This window comes from Acidovorax sp. SUPP950 (genome assembly GCF_030158935.1).
Taxonomy (GTDB): Bacteria; Pseudomonadota; Gammaproteobacteria; order Burkholderiales; family Burkholderiaceae_C; genus Paracidovorax.
In genome coordinates, this window is the sequence record NZ_BQXE01000002.1 from 798,832 (window position 1) to 818,462 (window position 19,631).

Below are 19,631 nucleotides of genomic sequence, written 5' to 3' on the forward strand. Positions count from 1 at the left end.
TGACTCACTTGTTTTTCATGTCTTGGTAGTTGTTGATCTGGCGCCAGCTTAGACGACCCACGGCCTCGGTAATGCTGACGACCTGCGTGCTTGTGCTGGCGCCGGATTGCCCGATCGTTGTGCTCCTCAACGTCGTGGTTCTCCATCCCCGACCGGTGCTGTCCAGTGGAGTGGGCGGCGTTTCGGATTCATTCACGAAGAACATGCTCGGTCCCAACAGACCCACGGTCGAAAGGTTGTATTTCCCTGAGCCATCGCCAATGTTGACCACATAGGCATTGCTGGTTCCGGGCGTGTTGGTGCAAGTTCCGGTAGCACCAGTGGCGCCAGGAATGATCGTATTAAAGGTGGCATAAAGGCTGCCTTGGTCACCAATGGCACTGACCAATTTTTCTCCAGAAACCGGCATATCAAAATACCACCCAGAACGTTGTGTTGCATCGGTATCCGACATGGCCCGGCCCCATTTGAATGCACCCACCGTGATGACCCTTGTGCCGGTATTGATGGCGCCTTGTTTCAGCCGCGCCCGTCCGCTGATGACACTTGCCGCCGCAGGGGAACTGTCTGCAGCCGTAAGACCATTGTCGTAAACGGCATAGAAACTGTTGGTTGCAGTCGACGTGTTGTCTGTCGTCTCCAGATATTTTCCTGTGCCGAAGGTGACATAAAAAGTTTCCAAGCCGGATACTGTTGGTCCCGAGAATATGGCTGGTGCTGCAGTAATCGGTTGGATGGTATTGCTCGAATCTTTGGCAATATACAAGGGGTAGGGCACAGGCGACCCTGCAGTGCCTTTGTTGAATGCCGTCAATTTATTCATATTCCAATCGCTGGTAGGCAGATTTTTTGAAAAATCAAGTTTCCAGAGGTTGCCATGAAAGTCTCCCATGTAGATCTGCGTGACCTCGCCAGCACTGCCCCAGAGCGGCTGAAAATTGGCAAGCCCCGTCGCTTTGGTGGAGCTCAGCGTGCTATCGATGGGCAAGGATATCTTGAAATAATTGGTTCCCAAGGTCCACGAGGTTCCAGGCTGCTTGTCCAATGCCAGCAGGAAAAGGGCGGGCTGTCCGGTCGTACTAAATACCCCATTGACATCGGGCACGTAATTGTTCGCACCGCTTGCCACGACTGCAAACCAACGATAGGTGCTGGTGCTGGCGCTCCCGCTGGTTTTCAGCTTTAGAATCTGCGGTTTCCCGATTACCTGGCCCATATCTGCATCGTCGGAACGCTTGAATTCCCACATCACGTTGGAGGCAGCAAAATTGGACGGGTCAGACACATCCAATGCAAAAACCCCGGAACCTCCTCCGCCTGTTCCCGAGACCAGGACAGTTTTCCAATCGGATGCCGTGCCATTGAATGCCACTTGCGCCTCTCCCACAACTGGTGGCGCATCGACATAGCTTTGATGGTTAGTCACATAGCTCGTGTTTGTCAGTGCTGAGAGTTTGGGGCCCATCCAGCTGGGAATATAGGCAAACAATTCGTCGCCAGTACCCGCGTTGAATGAATGCAGCATGCCGTCATTTGCTCCAACAAAAACAGCTGGCGTGCGATTGTTATAGCTATTCCGGAAGGCAGCATACCCGGCACCGGAATAGGCCGCGGTAGGTGCACCTGAATACACAACGCTGGAGTTGACGATGTCTCCGAGCAACGAACTGCGCACCCGGAAAGGATTGCCTTCCTTGGTTCGGTCTCCCCTCAAAAAGCTGACACGCGCTGAACCTTGCCCATCTGAAGATGCGGTAGGTTCTGCTTTATTGAGATAGCCTTGCAAGGCGCTTTCAATCGTTGCCCAAGTAAATGACGCCGCCACTGGATTCGCATTTCCGGCGGTATTTCCCACAAAAATCTTGCGATTGGCAGCGGGCGAAGCCATCACCGACAAACGGTCTGCTGCGCTCCAGTTCTGAGAACCCACGTTGAGGCTGGTGCCGGAGGCTGTCAGAGGTTCGGCGACAACGTCTCCGCTCCAGTTACTCGTATCAAACTTGGCAGAATACACGACGCTTCCCGACGTGCTGCTGATGGTCGTGGTAGAGGCTGAACTGCCTGCGATGCTTCTGGCTTGGGTCGACGCCCTGCTGAAAATATCGTCAAAGGCTGAAAGGACGCCACGTGCACTACTTTGAAGGTAGTAGGTGCCAGCCTCGCCAGGATCATTTTGCTTTTGCCAGACATTGTTGTCATTGGTGCCGTCTTGGCGCTTGAAAGGATTGCCATAGGTGTTATACGGCCTGGCTGCAGCGTTGCTGGGATCCGATTCGAAGCCGCCATACTTGGAGGCCATGAAAAACTGATTGGCAAAACGGCGTGTTGAGACGTTGTTTTGGTCCCCGTACTCATTGACGTCGAAAAGGAACGTTTTGACTCGGAGTCCTGGACGCTGTTTTGCAGGGGCTGCGGTCCAATCGGTTCCACGAATGTCGTGCGTGTGAGACCAATATGCCGACCCCATGATCTGGCTGGTTTGGGTACCACTCGGCACGCTACCGTTGGCCCCATTGGGATTGCCAGTGGTTCGGGTCACATTTTGACCATCTTGATAGGTCGTTGCTTGATTTCGCTCAAAAGCTTGAACCGTACTACGCCATGCATTAATGTTTGGAATATTATTTGCCAAATCAGGCGTTGGCAGTCTGTTTCCGTCATGGGTGTTCACGTCTCCAATGACAACCACGTTGCTTTTCAAGCAAGAATAATCCGATGCATTGCTTCTGTTGTCATATGGGTCGGTCCAGGTCGAGTAAGCCGGATAACCATCATACATATCAGATGAAATATTGCTCGTCGCAGCGGTGCTTGGCTGCAAGCCTTGCAGGTATCTGATCGTCTCGTAATGGAGTTCACCGACAGGGTCATACATTTTGTAGCGACCAGGTACAGGTCCGGTTCTGCCAAATTTGTTCAGATAGTTGATGACGCCGCTAATGTTCGGCGTTTGACTGGTATTGTTGTCGGGATTGGATAGGAATACTCCGTTGTTGGCATTCCATTCTGCATTGGGATTCCCGCCGCTGGGGGTGTTGTCCTGTCCCGTGGTGCTGAAAGTTTTGCTGCCGACATATTTCATCGGTGCTCGAAGCACCCCGCCATAGCGGCCGTTGTTATAGCTTGCCGTCTGGTCCATAAGATAACCAAAGGCAGCCAATCGCATCTGATCACTGTATTTCTGAATAACACCGGTTGGCTTGTAATTGCCATTGGGGTACTGCCTGCACAAATTGTATGCAGCACGCACGTCTTGCAAAACGCCAGAGGTGGTATCGCAGACTTGAACGCGTGCATAGAAAAAGCCATCGCTATTCAAGTTTGCGTTCACAGGCGGTGTCCACGATCCGCTGTAGTTTCGGTAGTAACACTGTTTAGCAGTGCCGCTCTTCGGGTCGCCAAAGATGTCATTGGTACAAGCCACGCCATTCGATGCGGGAGCCACCTTCCAGTAATTCACACCATTGACTTTGACTCCATACCAAACCTCTTTCGTTCCTGTAAAACTGCAGGTATTATTTTCAGTAGCGCATTGAGTTGTACCGCCGGGTCGATCTGTTGATGCATCGCTGACCGGTCCCACGGATGAATTAGTGGTTGGCGCGCCCAATTTATATGATGCCGGGCCTGTCGAACAGTTTCCGGTATTGGAAGTGCCAAAATAGATTCTATTCAGGGTATTGGCTACCCATATATCGTTTCCATTGGCAGCTGTGATCATTGCTGTAGGGACAGCTCCCCAATAAGTCCCTGCACTTCCACCATTTTTTTGCAGTTGCTTGGCCGGAAAATTGCTGGTATTCCACATGCAGACCGGGTCCCCATTGGGAATGACTGCCCGTTGAAGTATGGTCAGGGAAGAGTTGGTAGTGGCTGTATCAATGTATCGATCACCGCCTGACAATGCCAAGCGGAGCATATCAATGGCTGAACTGCTGGCCCAGTTCAAAAAATTGCCGCTGAAGGCATTGGTGCACTTCCGTGCGGTTGCAGCACCGCTGCGATCGAAACGCTTGTAGTCTGCCGTTGTCAAGCCGCTTGCAGGTGTTTCCGATGGAGAATCGTTGTATACATAGCAACTTTCCGCGTCATAATATCCCAAATACTCATTTAAATTGGAATAAGTATTGTCTGTGGCGCCCCCTGATGGGTATTGTGAGCCTACTGTGGGATATTCAACGGATAAAGCCAGAGCCAAAGTGGGCTTGTCCACTGCCGCTGCTGCGTAGAGTGGATCTGCGGAAATATTAATTGCAGGTATGGAAGGCGCAGTGCCCGCGCTGAATGCAACAAATGAAATGGTTGCCATGATTGGCACGGCTGCCAATGCAATCCACTTCGCAGAAGACGATTTTTGAATGCTCTCTTTGCAGCCTGCAATTATTTTTATTGCTGCCGCAGTCCTGGAGCTATCAGAGTTGTTCATATAGTCCTCTTCAATTTCTGAAAATTACTTGCGATACTGTTTGAGTATCCGCATTCGGACCAAAGCCCATGGCAGTGATTCTGTAAATATACTTGACGTCTTTTGGATCTTTTGTGCGAGACATGGAGGGATCGGGAATTGGCTCTATCACATAGCGCGGAGGTTGAGCGGGCTGAATTCCTGCATTTCCAGATGGAAATGTCCGTCCTGTATAGGTTCCGAATACAGTGGTAGGCGCACTGTTTGATATATTCGTGAAGTCCACGGCCAACCAAGCCGGCTTACCCGTGGCATTGAGGGCGCATAACCCAATCGTGTTGCCAGATGTACCGCAGTCCTGAACAAACTGCGCAATATCTGTACTGCCTCGTTTGAAGATGCTATTTCTCTTGGTGGAAGAGCTCGCAGGTTGTCCCAGGATGTCAAATTCCGCATCCATCAATGCAGCTTCGGTGGATTGCCAAGCAATTTGAGTATCTCGGTCATTTCGGGTGCCGCGCTCCGCCATCATCGAAATCTGCACTCCTGATATTCCCAATATGGAAACAATCACCAGCAACAGCATCACTACAATTAATGACGCTCCTTGTTCTTTTGAAGCCCGGGGTAAAACTGCGAATTTCACAGATAAATCTTGGAATTTCAGCATGCTAATTGTCTTGTTGATAGTTGCGCAGGTGTACCGTGAATGTAACGGTTTGTCGCAATCTTCCATCGGATGACGTGAAAACGGTGCCTGGATCATTGGTGGCGTCTGCCAGGCCGCTGCCTATCGCGCCAGAACTGGAACCTTTGGCAATACCCAGCGGATAGAGGGTTTGAGAGCTCTTGTCAATAGCCGAGCCGCTGGGGCCTCTGATAACCATGCCGATGCGCAGGCTCCTGACGCGTCGCCAATTGGAATAGCTGACGGCCGCATTTGACGTGTTGGTGATCTGGTCGGCCCTTAAATAACGCTCAGGCCCATTTTCTGGTGAACTTGCTGCACTTGCCGGCAAAGTGGCGTTGTTCGGGCCGATACCATCAACCCCGTAAAGCACCTGAAAGTTTTCCACGCCCCTGATCAGAGGCTCCGCTTCCAGAGAACCGGTTGAACCAATATGGGTGCACATGAGAGACGGCTCGCCGTCTTGTCCGATACCAACGTGCAATATGCTCAATATGCGGTCATATCGATCAACGGGTACCGCTGATGGTGCCACCCCCATGCAATCAATCATGGTTTGATCGGAAGTCGTGGCTGTCGGCACCAGTTGGCTGGTTTGATTTCTCAACACCAGAATATCACTGCCTGCACCTACGCCTGAGCCCCAATTGGAGCTTTCATCCCATGCGTCGGTTTCACTGCGTTTTTGGTTATTGATACCGTAGATGTTTGGCGGTGGATTCGATTCAATGCCAGCAGTACTATTGGGTACTGGAGTGGCCGCGTCTCTCACATCCTTATATCCCGCCTGTACGCCCAAGCGTTGAATCAGATCGACGGCAAATCTGCTGTTGTCTCGAAGTTGTGACGCTGCATCCACGCTGCTGAAGCCCTGCCTCGAAACGACCAATGCTGCTACTGCGACCAGCACAATCAGTAAGCTGATGACCATTGCCACCATCAGTTCGATAAGGGTTAAGCCCCTTTGCTGCCCCTTGGTTGCCAAATAATGTGGCATGTAGTTGTTTTTTTTCATATTGAACTGGCGTTGCCACTGGTCACTGGGAAAATAATGTAGGGAACGCTTCCTGAGCTACTGGCCTGCTCCAATACGTCGTTTCCAGTTTTACTTCTATCAGTGGAATTGCGAGTCCATCCAATTTTTATTACGGCGATCTCATTCGCAGTGGCTCCGGATGAGGTACAGGCCCACTGGGGTATTCCATTGCTGTTGTACGGAGCACTGTCAAAACAGATAACTACGCGAGCTCCTGGCAGGGTGTTGTCTACCCGGGCGAGCCAATCCGTCATCTCGGCATTGGCAATATCAGTCGCTGATGTGCAACCCGTGGAAGCATTGCCCACGCTCAAGCAATACGATGGAGTGGCTGGCACCATGGACCCGCTCGACAGTGAAACAAGATACGGGTTATCGGCAGTTGTTGTCTTTACACCGATTTCTTTATTGCCCCGCATCATCTCCGCCAACTCTCTTGCCAACATCGCTGCTTGTGCTTGCAGTCGAGCCTCTCTATTGGATTGAAGGGCGAAAGCCTGCATGCCAACCAAGCCCAGCATGCCGAAAGACAGCACCATGATCGCGACCAGGACTTCAACCAAGGTGAAGCCCCGGGATTGCCTGATAGGTCGTGGACAGGAAAGGGTTTTGGCGGCCAGCCTGGACGGTGGTAACAGGGCAGAGAATGTCATGTGCGAATGTTACGGAGGTCTCCTTCAGTTCGCCCGCCCCTCCTGTGCCGTTGGCTCCATAAGGCTGACCGTTTGGCGGCAGAATGGGCGGCTGCCCGCCAACCGTGGCATCCAAGACTGGAGTTTTCTCAGGCCGTATGAACAAGTCAGCAGAGTCAAATTTCATGAGTAGGGCATTGGAACTGGCGCAGCAAGGCCTCTTTCGAACCTCGCCCAATCCACGAGTCGGCTGCGTGATCGTCAATGCTTCTGGCACGGTGCTGGGCGAAGGATCTACACAGCCGGCAGGTCAGGCGCACGCTGAAATCATGGCGCTGCGCGATGCCCATGGGCGTGGGTTGTCGGTAGAAGGGGCCACTGCCTATGTCACTTTGGAGCCCTGTTCGCATCATGGGAGAACCGGTCCGTGCTGCGATGCTTTGGCTGACGCGGGATTGAGCAAGGTGTTTGCCTCTATCACCGATCCCAATCCCATGGTGGCGGGGCAAGGGGTGAGCAGATTGCGCGAGCGTGGCGTGGAAGTAGACGTGGGCCTTGAATCGCAAGCATCCCGCGAGTTAAACCTGGGCTTTTTCAGCCGCATGATCCGCCGACGCCCCTGGGTTCGCATGAAGGCAGCTGCCTCTCTGGATGGCTTGACGGCCTTGCATGGAGGTGAAAGCCAATGGATCACGTCGCCCTTGGCACGCTCCGATGGCCATGCCTGGCGTGCGCGGGCGTGTGCAGTGTTGACTGGCATCGGCACCGTTCTGGCGGATGATCCACGGCTGGATGTCCGGGAGGTCGAGACTCCTCGCCAACCTGACCTGATTTTGTTGGACAGTCAGTTGAGGGTGCCATTGCACGCGGCCATTTTCAAAGCCGAGCGCCGGGTTTTTATTTACACGGCCATCCAAAACCCTGAAAAGGAGGCGTTACTCGCCTCGCGCGGTGTCACCGTGCTGCATTTGCCCAATGCGGAAGGGCACATCGACCTGGCTGCCCTGATGTTGGATCTGGGTCGCCTGCAAATGAATGAAGTGCATGTGGAAGCGGGCAGCCAGTTGAATGGCGCGCTACTGCAAGCGGGGTTGGTGGACGATGTGCTGCTTTATCTGGCCCCCAAATTGTTGGGGCCTGGATTGGGCATTGCGCACCGGGTGGCATTGTCCAGGCTATCCGACGGAACCGACATGGCATTCCAATCGGTCGAGATGGTCGGCCCGGACCTGCGCGTGGTCGCGCGGCTGTCCGGCCACGCTGATTTTTAAGACCCGATTTTCGCTTTGGCTTTTTGAAGGCTCATGGCTTGGCATATCCAAGACACGCCCCGGCGTTCGGTCGCCCTTTGCATTCTCTGTACAGCCTGCGATCGCGTTCGGCAGTCGACTCTTCGGAGGTGCTTCGTGGAGTGGTCGTTTTCAACTTGACCGTATTCTTTCTTTTGTTGTCCTGCGCTGAATTCGAGGCATCGGTCGTTGTCGCTGCATGGGCCGCAAGCGTATTCATGCCGAGTGAGACTCCGGCGCAAAGCAGGAAGGCAAATCCTGCAAGGTGTTTGGCGGTTCGAGTGGGCATGGGTTCCTCCCTGGGATTTTGATTTCAGGATATTGTGGCGCAAGAGCATGGTGGAAGCCGCTACGATGCCCGCTGATCTTTTGCTCTGGAAGTTTCGATGCGCGCTACCGTCATCCACCTTGAAGAATCCAAAATCCGTGAAGTGGCCAATGCGGGAATGGGCCGCAGCGATGTGCTCGCTTTCTGGTTTGGCGAAAGCGATGAGGTCACCCCTGAGCCTGTGCGGCGGGCGGCCATGGAGTCTCTTGGGCGGGGAGAAACCTTCTACTCTCATAACCTGGGGCTGTCCGAGCTGCGCAGCGCGATCGCCTCGTACACGAGCGCATTGCATGGGCCGATCGCTGCAGACCGGGTGGCCGTGACCTCGGGCGGGGTGAACGGGCTGATGCTGTCCGTGCAGGCGTTGCTCGACCCTGGCGACGAGGTGGTGGCGGTGACGCCGGTGTGGCCCAACCTGACGGCGCAGCCCCAGATCATGGGCGCGCGGCTGCGATGCATTCCGTTGCGTCCCCAGCCGGGGGGCGCATGGGTGTTGGACATGGATGCGCTGTTGGCTGCCATCACCCCCTCCACGCGTTTGCTGATCGTGAATGCACCCAACAATCCCACGGGCTGGACGCTCACGCGTGACGAACAGCGTCAAATCATCCAGCACTGCCGTACGACGGGCACGTGGATACTGGCCGACGAGGTGTACGAGCGGCTTTATTACGACGATCCATCCAACTCGGTGTGCGCGCCCAGCTTTCTGGATCTGGCAGAGGCTGAGGACCGATTGGTCGTGGTGCAGAGCTTTTCCAAAAGCTTCCTCATGACGGGCTGGCGTCTGGGTTGGCTGGTCATGCCGGCCGAGATGACCCATCACATGGGCAAGCTCATCGAATTCAATACGTCTTGCACCAGTGTCTTCACGCAGCAGGCGGGCATTGCGGCTTTGCAGCATGCGTCAGAAATCACGCCCCGTGTCGTCTCTCATCTCCAGGTGTGCAGGGATGCGTTGGTTCCCTTGCTGCAGGCGCTGCCGGGCATTGAGGTCGCCAGTCCGCGTGGCGGCATGTATGCGTTCTTTCGGCTGCCCGGCCAGGGCGACTCTCTGGATTTGGCCAAGCGGTTGGTGCGGGAAGCCGGTTTGGGGTTGGCACCGGGCAACGCGTTCGGTCTGGAGGCGCAAGGATGGTTGCGTTGGTGCTTTGCCTCCCGCGATCCTGAGCGGTTGGTGCAAGGGGTGCAACGGCTCAAAACATGGCTCGGGGTATAATCGCTAGGTTTTGCATGGTGCAAGACGCACGCTTGTGGCCATTCCAGCCGCTTGCGCAAGTAAGACAGGGGCAGGGCAGCCATGCGCTGCAATCACCGGCCCCGCAATTCAAGGAAAACCAATGATCGCATCCTCTATCAAGGCCGAAGTCGTCAAGGCCAATGCCCGTGCTGCCAACGATACCGGTAGCCCGGAAGTTCAAGTGGCCCTTCTGACGGCCCGTATCAACGAATTGACCCCTCACTTCAAGACCCATGCCAAGGATCACCACGGTCGCCGTGGCCTGCTGCGCATGGTGAGCCGCCGCCGCAAGCTGCTGGACTACCTGAAGGCGAAGGACGCTGAGCGTTATACGGCATTGATCGCCAAGCTGGGTCTGCGCAAGTAAGCGCATTCGCATGCCGAAACGCCTGGGTTAGCACGCTAGCTCAGGCGTTTTTTACTTCGGAGCCGCAAAACAGAGCGAAGCTGTGTCATTCCAATGGCCTTGTTCCATCGAGGAAAAGGGCAGGGCCACTGGAATGGCATCGTGTTCTGAATTGCACTCCTTTGCAGGCTGGTTCTGTGTAGCCAGCGATTAAAAATGGAGCAAACATGAGCATTTTCAATAAAGTCACCAAGTCCTTCCAGTGGGGCGACAAGACCGTCGTCATGGAAACGGGCGAAATCGCCCGCCAAGCGTCCGGCGCCGTGCTGGTCAACATCGATGACACCGTCGTTCTGGCCACGGTGGTGGGCTCCAAGACCGCCAAGCCCGGGCAGGACTTTTTCCCCTTGACGGTGGATTACATCGAGAAGACGTACGCTGCAGGCAAGATCCCTGGCAGCTTCTTCAAGCGCGAAGCCAAGCCCAGCGAGCATGAAACGCTCACGAGCCGCCTGATCGACCGCCCGATCCGCCCTCTGTTCCCCGAAGGCTTCTTCAACGAAGTGCACGTGGTCATCCATACGGTGTCGCTGAATCCTGAAGTGGATGCGGACATCGCCGCCATGATCGCCGTGAGCGCTGCGCTCTCCATCTCCGGCATCCCGTTCAACGGCCCGATCGGTGCGGCTCGCGTGGGCTACATCAATGGCGAATATGTGCTGAACCCCGGCCAGACGGCCCGCAAGAATTCCCAGATGGACCTCGTGGTGGCGGGCACCGAAGCCGCCGTGCTGATGGTCGAGTCGGAAGCGCAGCAGCTGTCCGAAGAGATCATGCTGGGCGCCGTGGTGTTCGGCCATGAGCAAGGCAACATCGCGATCAACGCAATCCACGAATTGGTGCGCGACGCTGGCAAGGCCGTCTGGGACTGGCAGCCGCCAGCCAAGGACGAGCCCTTCATCGGCAAGGTCAACGCCCTGGCGGAAGAAAAGCTGCGCGCGGCTTATCAGATCCGTAGTAAGCAGGCCCGCACGCAGGCTCTGCGCGAAGCCACGGCTTCCGTTCTGGCGGCTTTGAAGGCGGAAGGTGCTGACTTTGACGCCGTCAAGGTCGAAGGCCTGTTGTTCGACATCGAAGCCAAGATCGTTCGCAGCCAGATCCTGGCGGGCGAGCCCCGCATCGACGGCCGCGATACCCGCACGGTCCGTCCCATCGAAATCCGCAATGGTGTGCTTCCCCGCACCCACGGTTCCGCCCTGTTCACGCGCGGCGAAACCCAGGCACTGGTGGTTTCCACGCTGGGTACCGAGCGGGACGCCCAGCGCATTGACGCACTGGCCGGCGAGTACGAAGACCGTTTCATGATGCACTACAACATGCCTCCCTTCGCCACGGGCGAAGTGGGCCGCATGGGTTCGACCAAGCGCCGCGAAATCGGCCACGGCCGTCTGGCCAAGCGCGCGCTGGTGGCAGTGCTGCCGACCAAGGAAGAGTTTCCTTACACGATGCGCGTCGTGTCTGAAATCACCGAGTCGAACGGCTCTTCCTCGATGGCTTCGGTGTGTGGCGGCTGCCTGTCGCTGATGGATGCAGGCGTGCCGATGAAGGCGCACGTGGCGGGTATCGCCATGGGTCTGATCAAGGAAGACAACCGTTTTGCCGTGCTGACCGACATCCTGGGCGACGAGGATCATCTGGGCGACATGGACTTCAAGGTGGCCGGCACCACGGGTGGCATCACCGCGCTGCAGATGGACATCAAGATCCAGGGCATCACCAAGGAAATCATGCAGGTCGCACTGGCGCAAGCCAAGGAAGCGCGCCTGCACATCCTGGGCAAGATGCAGGAAGCCATGGGCGAGGCCAAGACCGAGGTCAGCAACTTCGCACCGAAGCTGTTCACGATGAAGATCAACCCCGAGAAGATCCGTGACGTGATCGGCAAGGGCGGTGCGGTGATCCGTGCCCTGACGGAAGAAACCGGCACGCAGATCAACATCGACGAAGACGGCACCATCACGATCGCATCCACCGACAGTGCCAAGGCAGACGAGGCCAAGCGCCGCATCGAGCAGATCACGGCGGAAGTCGAGATCGGCAAGATCTACGAAGGCCCCATCGTCAAGATCCTGGACTTCGGCGCATTGATCAACCTGCTGCCCGGCAAGGACGGCCTGTTGCACATCAGCCAGATCGCTCATGAGCGTGTCGAGAAGGTGACCGACTATCTGACCGAGGGCCAGATCGTCAAGGTCAAGGTGCTGGAGACGGACGAGAAGGGTCGCGTCAAGCTGTCGATGAAGGCTTTGGCCGATCGCCCCATGGGCGACAGCGGCGGCCGTCCTGCACCTGCCGAGCGGGGGGAGCGCTCGGACCGTGGTGAGCGCCGTGAGCGCCGCGACGGTGCCGATCAACAGCAACAGTCCCTGGCTTCCGGCGATTCGTCGGGTCAGATGGACGCCTGAGCCCCTGCGCGATTGAAATGAGCGCTGCCGGCGCGGGCTTTGTCTGCGCCGGCGCGTTATTCATCTCGACTTTTGTAGCAAGGTGATGGCTATGCGTGTGGTGGAAATCGAAAGCCCGGGCGGCCCCGAGGTTCTGCGTCTGGCAGAGCGCCCGATGCCCGAGCCGGCCCAGGGTGAGTTGCTCATTCGGGTCGCTGCCAGTGGCATCAACCGGCCCGACGTTCTGCAGCGCAAGGGGCACTATGCCCCGCCGCCGGGCGCGTCGGATTTGCCGGGGCTCGAGGTGGCAGGGGTGATCGAGCGGGGCGATCAGGCTGCGATGGACAAGGCGGGCCTCAAGGTGGGCGACCGCGTCTGCGCGCTGGTCGCTGGCGGCGGTTACGCCGAGTACTGCGTAGCCCCCGTCGAACAATGTTTGCCCGTGCCCGACGGTTTCAGCGACGTCGAGGCGGCCTCGCTGCCAGAAACGCTTTTCACGGTGTGGAGCAACGTGTTCGACCGCGGTCGTCTGCAATCCGGTGAAACGCTGTTGGTGCAGGGCGGAAGCAGTGGCATCGGCGTGGCGGCCATTCAATTGGGGCGTGCATTCGGCGCCACAGTCATCGTTACGGCCGGCAGCGATGAAAAATGTGCGGCCTGCCTGGAAATCGGTGCCCATCACGCCATCAACTACAAGACCCAGGACTTCGTCGCGGAGGTGCAGCGCATCACCGGTGGCAAGGGCGCGGATGTGGTGCTGGACATGGTGGCAGGCGATTACGTTGCCCGCGAGATCGAGTGTCTGGCGGAGGACGGGCGCCTGGTGATCATTGCCGTTCAGGGCGGCATCAAGGCAGAGTTGAATGCGGGCCTCGTGCTTCGCCGCCGTCTTACCGTCACCGGCTCCACGCTGCGGCCCCGGTCCGTGGCGTTCAAAGGCGCGATTGCCCGTGCCCTGCGCGAGCAGGTGTGGCCGCTGCTGGCATCCCGGAAGGTTCGACCGATCGTGCACAGCACGTTTGCCGCGGCGGAGGCTTCCAAGGCGCATGCGCTGATGGAGTCCAGCCAGCATGCAGGGAAAATTGTTTTGACGTGGACCGCATGAAAAAGAAATTGATTGCCGGCAACTGGAAGATGAATGGCAGCCTGGCTTCCAATCAGGTATTGGTGAACGCGTTGCGCCAAGGCATGGGGCAACCCGGCTGCGACGTGGTGGTGGCAGTGCCTGCGCCTTACCTGGCGCAAGTGCAGGCCCTGGCCGAGGGTTCCGCTGTCGTAGTCGCCGCGCAGGATGTATCGGCGCACGAGTCCGGTGCCTACACTGGCGAGGCCTCTGCCGCCATGCTGCTGGAGTTCGGGGTGCGCTACGTACTGGTGGGGCATTCCGAGCGGCGCCAGTACCACGGAGAAACCGACGAGGTGGTCGCGGCCAAGGCGCAGCGTGCGCTGGTGGCGGGCATCACGCCCATCGTCTGCGTCGGAGAAACGCTGGCAGAGCGCGAAGCGGGGCAGACGCAGGCCGTCGTCAAGCGCCAGTTAGCGGCCGTGGTGCACGCGAACGGGCACTGCATCAGCGAGATCGTGGTGGCCTATGAGCCCGTTTGGGCGATCGGTACGGGCCGCACCGCCACGCCCGAGCAGGCGCAGGAGGTTCATGCGGTGCTGCGCGCCCAATTGGCGGCGGCAAGCCCTCAGGCGGATCGCATCCGTTTGCTGTACGGCGGAAGCATGAACGCGGCAAATGCCGCCCAGTTGCTGGCCCAGCCCGATATTGACGGCGGTCTGGTGGGTGGGGCGTCGCTCAAGGCCCAGGACTTTTTGCAAATCATCGCTTCGGTGCAATAAAGACGCCGGCATACAGCTATCAAATTAGGAGTAAATAGAGAATGAACGCGCTTGTGAATGTGATTTTGGCAGTGCAGATTCTGGCTGCACTGGGCATGATCGGTTTGATCCTGATCCAGCATGGCAAGGGTGCCGACATGGGGGCAGCCTTCGGCAGCGGAAGCTCCGGCAGCCTGTTCGGTGCCAGCGGCAGTGCCAATTTCCTGTCGCGCAGCACAGCGGTGCTGGCGGGGGTGTTCTTCGTGGCGACGCTGGCGCTGGCATATTTTGGCAACGTCCGGCCTGCGGGTGTTGGCAGCGTGCTGGAAGTGCCTGGGGTCGTGGCGCCCGCTCAGCCGGCTTCCGGTGCGGCGTCCGAGGTGCCTGCGGCACCCGTGGTGCCGGCCTCCGGTGCTGGGCAGATTCCCACCAAGTAAGAAGAAAAGCGCAAAATTTGATCCTGCTCCTCGGAGCAGGGTTTTTCCGGAGTAGAATCCCGGATTGTCTGGAAAGCCAAAAACCCAACGGGTTCCTCATGCCATCCAGATGCATAAATCAGCCGTCGTGGTGAAATTGGTAGACACGCTATCTTGAGGGGGTAGTGGCGAAAGCTGTGCGAGTTCGAGTCTCGCCGACGGCACCAAAACAAAAGCCCATCCAACACGCCCATCCTGGGGCGTCTGGGTGCAGCTTCAGCGGTGAGCACATCCTCCAGATGAACCTCGATCAGTACCTCCCCGTTCTTTTGTTCATCTTGGTCGGCATCGGTGTCGGCGTCGTGCCGCTGGTGCTGGGCTATGTCCTCGGCCCCAATCGCCCGGATGCGGCCAAAAACTCCCCCTACGAATGCGGTTTCGAGGCCTTCGAAGACGCGCGCATGAAGTTCGATGTGCGCTACTACCTCGTCGCCATCCTCTTCATTCTTTTTGATCTGGAAATCGCTTTCCTGTTTCCGTGGGCGGTTTCGCTCCACGAAGTGGGGCTGACGGGTTTCATTGCCGTTGTCATCTTCCTGGCCATCCTGGTCGTGGGCTTCGCCTACGAGTGGAAAAAGGGTGCCCTGGATTGGGAATGACCGGTCTTCATAAGGAATGACACGATGATTGAAGGCGTGATGAAGGAAGGCTTCATCACCACCAGTTACGACTCGGTGGTGAATTGGGCCAAGACCGGCTCGCTGTGGCCCATGACCTTTGGTCTGGCCTGCTGCGCGGTGGAAATGATGCACGCCGCGGCGGCGCGTTACGACATCGGCCGTTTCGGTGCCGAGGTGTTCCGCGCCAGTCCGCGCCAGTCCGATCTGATGATCGTGGCCGGCACGCTGTGCAACAAGATGGCGCCAGCCCTGCGCAAGGTGTACGACCAGATGTCCGAGCCACGCTGGGTGCTGTCCATGGGTTCGTGCGCCAACGGTGGCGGCTACTACCACTACAGCTATTCGGTGGTTCGCGGCTGCGATCGCATCGTTCCGGTGGACGTATACGTGCCGGGTTGCCCGCCCACGGCCGAGGCATTGATCTACGGGATCATCCAGCTTCAGCAGAAGATCCGCCGCACCAACACCATCGCTCGCGTCTGAAGGGTTGACGATGACTGCCTTTGCTATTCGACCCGAAGCACTTCGGGACGCGATTGCCGCTGCGCTCGGCGACAAGGTGCGCCAGCTTTCGGTGGCGCTGGATGAGGTGACCCTGGTGGTCTCTGCCGCGGACTATCTGGCGGCCATGCAGTTGCTGCGCGATGCGCCGGGCTGCCGGTTCGAACAGTTGGTCGACCTGTGCGGTGTGGACTACTCCTCTTATGGCGACGTCGGCGTTGAGGGGCCGCGCTACTGCGTGGTCTCGCACCTGCTGTCGGTCAGCATGAACCAGCGCGTGCGGGTGAAGGTGTTCTGCCCGGATGACGATTTTCCGGTCGTGCCGTCGGTCTCGGACCTCTGGAACTCTGCCAACTGGTACGAGCGCGAGGCGTTCGACCTGTACGGCATCGTGTTCGACGGGCACAGCGACCTGCGCCGCATCCTGACCGACTACGGCTTCATCGGCCACCCCTTCCGCAAGGATTTCCCGTTGTCCGGACACGTGGAAATGCGCTACGACGCCGAGCAGCGCCGCGTCGTCTACGAACCGGTCACGATCGAGCCGCGCGAGATCACGCCCCGCATCATCCGCGAAGAAAAGTACGGAGGCCTGCACTGAGGCGCTCGCGCCGAAAAGTGATCCACCATGGCTGAAATCAAGAACTATTCCCTGAACTTCGGGCCGCAGCATCCGGCCGCACACGGTGTGCTGCGCCTCGTGCTTGAGCTGGACGGCGAAGTCGTGCAGCGTGCCGACCCGCACATCGGCCTGCTGCATCGCGCCACCGAAAAGCTGGCCGAGCACAAGACCTTCATCCAGTCGCTGCCCTACATGGACCGCCTGGACTATGTCTCGATGATGTGCAATGAGCACGCCTACTGCCTGGCCATCGAGAAGCTGCTGGGCCTGGATGTGCCCGTGCGTGCGCAGTACATCCGCGTGATGTTCTCCGAGATCACGCGCCTGCTGAACCACCTGATGTGGCTGGGTTCGCACGGCAACGACTGCGGCAGCTCCACGATCCTGATCTATACCTTCCGCGAGCGCGAAGACCTGTTCGACATGTACGAGGCGGTCTCCGGCGCGCGCATGCACGCGGCGTATTTCCGTCCGGGTGGTGTGTACCGCGACCTGCCGGATTCGATGCCGCAGTACAAGGTCAACAAGATCCGCAATGCCAAGGCCATCGAGGCGCTGAACCAGAACCGCAGCGGCTCCCTGCTGGACTTCATCGACGACTTCACGCAACGGTTTCCGAAGTGCGTGGACGAATACGAAACACTGCTCACCGACAACCGCATCTGGAAGCAGCGCACGGTCGGCATTGGTGTCGTGACGCCGGAGCGCGCCCTCAATCTGGGCATGACCGGCCCAATGATCCGCGGCTCTGGCATCGCATGGGATCTGCGCAAGACGCAGCCCTACGACGTCTATGACCGCATGGACTTCGACGTGCCGGTGGGCAAGACGGGCGACTGCTACGACCGCTATCTGGTGCGCGTGCAGGAGATGCGCCAATCCAACCGCATCATCAAGCAGTGCGTGGACTGGCTGCGTGCCAACCCCGGCCCGGTGATCACGGACAACCACAAGGTGGCACCCCCTTCGCGCGAATCCATGAAGTCGAACATGGAGGAGTTGATCCACCATTTCAAGCTCTTCACCGAAGGTTTCCGCGTGCCCGAAGGCGAAGCGTATGCAGCCGTGGAGCACCCCAAGGGCGAGTTCGGCATCTACCTGGTGAGCGATGGCGCCAACAAGCCCTACCGCCTGAAGATCCGCGCGCCCGGCTTTGCCCACCTGGCCACCTTGGACGAAATGGCCCGTGGCCACATGATTGCCGATGCCGTGGCCATCATTGGCACGATGGATATCGTGTTCGGGGAGATTGACCGATGAATACCGAAACGAAGACGGTGGTGCCCGCCGCGTCCCAGATCACCGACGCGACGCTGGCGCGCTTTGCGCGCGAAGTGGCGAAGTACCCTGCGGAACAGAAGCAGTCGGCCGTCATGGCCTGCCTGGCCATCGTCCAGCAGGAGCTGGGCTGGGTCAGCACCGAGAACGAGGCCGTGATCGCCAGCTACCTGGGCATGCCCCAGATCGCCGTGCACGAAGTCACCACGTTCTACAACATGTACAACCAGCAGCCGACGGGCAAGTACAAGCTCAACGTCTGTACCAACCTGCCGTGCCAGCTGCGCGATGGCCAGAAGGCGCTGCACCACCTGGAAAAGAAACTGGGCGTGGCGATGGGCGAGACCACGGCCGATGGCCTGTTCACGCTGCAGCAGTGCGAATGCCTAGGCGCCTGCGCCGATGCGCCCGTGATGCTGGTCAACGACCGCACCATGTGCAGTTTCATGGACAACGACAAGCTCGATCAGCTCGTGGATGGCCTGCGCCAAGCCGAAGGCGTGGCATCCCCGGCCCGGGCGGAAGGGCAAGCATGACGACCGCTGCGCAGAAGATCCTGTCGCAATTCCAGGCGACGGGCGTTCAAACCTGCTTCCACGACCGCCACATCGATCCGCAGATCTATGCAGGTCTGGATGGCACCAACTGGAGCCTCAAGGACTACGAAGCGCGGGGTGGCTATGCCGCCTTGCGCAAGATCCTGGAGCAGGGCGAAGGCGTGGGCCTCACCCAGGACCAGGTCATTGCGACCGTCAAGGAATCGGGCCTGCGTGGCCGTGGCGGTGCGGGCTTTCCCACCGGCCTCAAGTGGAGCTTCATGCCCCGCTCGTTCCCTGGCCAGAAGTACCTTGTCTGCAATTCCGACGAAGGCGAGCCGGGCACCTGCAAGGATCGCGACATCCTGCAGTTCAACCCGCACATCGTCATCGAAGGCATGATCATCGCCGCTTACGCGATGGGCATTTCCGTGGGCTACAACTACATCCACGGCGAAATCTTCCAGACCTACGACCGCTTCGAAGAAGCGCTCGAAGAGGCGCGCGCTGCGGGCTACCTGGGCGACAAGATCCTGGGAAGCACCTTCAGCTTCCAGCTGCATGCCGCCCATGGTTTCGGCGCCTACATCTGCGGCGAGGAAACCGCACTGCTGGAGTCACTCGAAGGCAAGAAGGGTCAGCCGCGCTTCAAGCCGCCATTCCCTGCGAGCTTCGGCCTCTACGGCAAGCCCACCACGATCAACAACACCGAGACGTTTGCCGCGGTGCCCTGGATCATCCGCAATGGTGGCGCGGCCTACCTGGCCTGCGGCAAACCCAACAACGGTGGCACCAAGATCTTCTCGGTCTCCGGCGACGTCGAAAAGCCCGGCAACTACGAAGTGCCCATGGGCACTCCGTTCGCCAAGCTGCTGGAACTGGCGGGTGGCGTGCGCAAGGGCCGCCAACTCAAGGCCGTGATTCCCGGTGGATCGTCCGCTCCGGTGCTGCCGGCGTCCGTCATCATGGAATGCACGATGGACTACGACTCCATCGCCAAGGCCGGCTCCATGCTGGGCTCGGGCGCCGTGATCGTGATGGACGATTCGCGCAGCATGGTGGAGAGCCTGTTGCGCCTGTCGTATTTCTATTCACATGAATCGTGCGGACAGTGCACGCCGTGCCGCGAAGGCACCGGCTGGATGTGGCGCGTGATCGATCGCATCCAGCACGGTGAAGGCCGCGACGGCGATCTGGATTTGCTCAATTCGGTGGCCGACAACATCCAGGGCCGCACCATCTGCGCCCTGGGCGATGCCGCCGCCATGCCGGTGCGCGCCATGATCAAGCACTTCCGCCCGGAATTCGAAGCGCTGATCCGCAACAAGACCCCTCAGGCGTCTGCCTCTGCCTGATCGCGAGAAAA

At 58.3% G+C, this 19,631-nt stretch carries 18 protein-coding genes and 1 tRNA gene; 14 read left to right on the plus strand and 5 right to left on the minus strand.

Annotation, left to right across the window (positions count from 1 at the left end; all coding sequences use genetic code 11):
• Positions 1-4 precede the first annotated feature (4 nt).
• Genes AVME950_RS12790 through pilV form a run of 4 tightly spaced genes read right to left on the minus strand, consistent with a single transcriptional unit; the run spans position 5 to position 6,782 of the window.
• Positions 5-4,426: a pilus assembly protein gene (locus tag AVME950_RS12790; protein ID WP_284430092.1), complete on the minus strand. Its 4,422-nt coding sequence runs from the start codon at positions 4,424-4,426 to the stop codon at positions 5-7.
• Positions 4,427-4,436: 10 nt separating this feature from the next.
• Entirely contained in the window at positions 4,437-5,075 is a 639-nt protein-coding gene (locus AVME950_RS12795) for a pilus assembly PilX family protein (protein ID WP_284430093.1), read from the minus strand.
• A 1-nt stretch (position 5,076) separates the two neighbouring features.
• Positions 5,077-6,108 carry a PilW family protein gene (locus AVME950_RS12800; protein WP_284430094.1) on the minus strand — a complete coding sequence of 344 codons (1,032 nt, stop codon included), beginning with the start codon at positions 6,106-6,108 and terminating at the stop codon, positions 5,077-5,079.
• Positions 6,105-6,782, minus strand: coding sequence for a type IV pilus modification protein PilV (pilV, locus tag AVME950_RS12805; RefSeq protein ID WP_284430095.1), 678 nt, complete (start codon positions 6,780-6,782; stop codon positions 6,105-6,107). The genes AVME950_RS12800 and pilV overlap by 4 nt, the downstream gene beginning before the upstream one ends.
• A 137-nt stretch (positions 6,783-6,919) precedes the next feature.
• On the opposite strand from pilV, the gene ribD reads away from it, so the two are divergent.
• Positions 6,920-8,032 (plus strand): bifunctional diaminohydroxyphosphoribosylaminopyrimidine deaminase/5-amino-6-(5-phosphoribosylamino)uracil reductase RibD, encoded by a 1,113-nt coding sequence (gene ribD, locus AVME950_RS12810; RefSeq protein WP_284430096.1) that lies wholly within the window; start codon positions 6,920-6,922, stop codon positions 8,030-8,032.
• A gap of 31 nt (positions 8,033-8,063) precedes the next feature.
• Here the strand turns inward: ribD and AVME950_RS12815 are convergent, their stop codons facing one another.
• The gene (locus AVME950_RS12815; protein WP_284405983.1) at positions 8,064-8,339 is read right to left on the minus strand and encodes a hypothetical protein; all 276 of its coding nucleotides are present in this window, start codon (positions 8,337-8,339) and stop codon (positions 8,064-8,066) included.
• A gap of 97 nt (positions 8,340-8,436) precedes the next feature.
• Here AVME950_RS12815 and AVME950_RS12820 point away from each other — a divergent pair, with 97 nt between their 5' ends.
• The 13 genes from AVME950_RS12820 (at position 8,437) to nuoF (ending at position 19,620) form a co-directional block, all read left to right on the plus strand.
• Complete coding sequence (locus tag AVME950_RS12820) at positions 8,437-9,597, plus strand: pyridoxal phosphate-dependent aminotransferase (RefSeq protein ID WP_284430097.1); 1,161 nt, start codon at positions 8,437-8,439, stop codon at positions 9,595-9,597.
• A 121-nt stretch (positions 9,598-9,718) separates the two neighbouring features.
• Complete coding sequence (rpsO, locus tag AVME950_RS12825; protein ID WP_007849123.1) at positions 9,719-9,985, plus strand: 30S ribosomal protein S15; 267 nt, start codon at positions 9,719-9,721, stop codon at positions 9,983-9,985.
• A gap of 206 nt (positions 9,986-10,191) precedes the next feature.
• Positions 10,192-12,429: a polyribonucleotide nucleotidyltransferase gene (gene pnp, locus AVME950_RS12830; RefSeq protein WP_284430098.1), complete on the plus strand. Its 2,238-nt coding sequence runs from the start codon at positions 10,192-10,194 to the stop codon at positions 12,427-12,429.
• 91 nt (positions 12,430-12,520) lie between these two features.
• Positions 12,521-13,513 (plus strand): NAD(P)H-quinone oxidoreductase, encoded by a 993-nt coding sequence (locus AVME950_RS12835; protein WP_284430099.1) that lies wholly within the window; start codon positions 12,521-12,523, stop codon positions 13,511-13,513.
• Positions 13,510-14,253 (plus strand): triose-phosphate isomerase, encoded by a 744-nt coding sequence (gene tpiA, locus AVME950_RS12840; protein WP_284430100.1) that lies wholly within the window; start codon positions 13,510-13,512, stop codon positions 14,251-14,253. The genes AVME950_RS12835 and tpiA overlap by 4 nt, the downstream gene beginning before the upstream one ends.
• A gap of 41 nt (positions 14,254-14,294) precedes the next feature.
• Positions 14,295-14,669, plus strand: a complete 375-nt coding sequence (gene secG, locus AVME950_RS12845; RefSeq protein WP_272567979.1) for a preprotein translocase subunit SecG — start codon at positions 14,295-14,297, stop codon at positions 14,667-14,669.
• Between the two features lie 121 nt (positions 14,670-14,790).
• Positions 14,791-14,875: transfer RNA gene (locus tag AVME950_RS12850), tRNA-Leu, on the plus strand.
• Positions 14,876-14,947: 72 nt separating this feature from the next.
• Positions 14,948-15,307 (plus strand): NADH-quinone oxidoreductase subunit A, encoded by a 360-nt coding sequence (locus AVME950_RS12855; protein ID WP_092744429.1) that lies wholly within the window; start codon positions 14,948-14,950, stop codon positions 15,305-15,307.
• A gap of 24 nt (positions 15,308-15,331) precedes the next feature.
• Positions 15,332-15,811, plus strand: a complete 480-nt coding sequence (locus AVME950_RS12860) for a NuoB/complex I 20 kDa subunit family protein (RefSeq protein ID WP_007849129.1) — start codon at positions 15,332-15,334, stop codon at positions 15,809-15,811.
• A 10-nt stretch (positions 15,812-15,821) separates the two neighbouring features.
• Positions 15,822-16,430: an NADH-quinone oxidoreductase subunit C gene (locus tag AVME950_RS12865; RefSeq protein WP_272551646.1), complete on the plus strand. Its 609-nt coding sequence runs from the start codon at positions 15,822-15,824 to the stop codon at positions 16,428-16,430.
• Positions 16,431-16,457: 27 nt separating this feature from the next.
• Complete coding sequence (locus AVME950_RS12870) at positions 16,458-17,711, plus strand: NADH-quinone oxidoreductase subunit D (RefSeq protein WP_272567984.1); 1,254 nt, start codon at positions 16,458-16,460, stop codon at positions 17,709-17,711.
• A complete protein-coding gene (gene nuoE, locus AVME950_RS12875) occupies positions 17,708-18,265 on the plus strand; it encodes an NADH-quinone oxidoreductase subunit NuoE (RefSeq protein ID WP_284405989.1) in 558 nt (185 codons plus the stop codon). Before AVME950_RS12870 ends, nuoE begins: the two co-directional genes overlap by 4 nt.
• Complete coding sequence (gene nuoF, locus AVME950_RS12880) at positions 18,262-19,620, plus strand: NADH-quinone oxidoreductase subunit NuoF (protein WP_284430101.1); 1,359 nt, start codon at positions 18,262-18,264, stop codon at positions 19,618-19,620. Before nuoE ends, nuoF begins: the two co-directional genes overlap by 4 nt.
• Positions 19,621-19,631 lie beyond the last annotated feature (11 nt).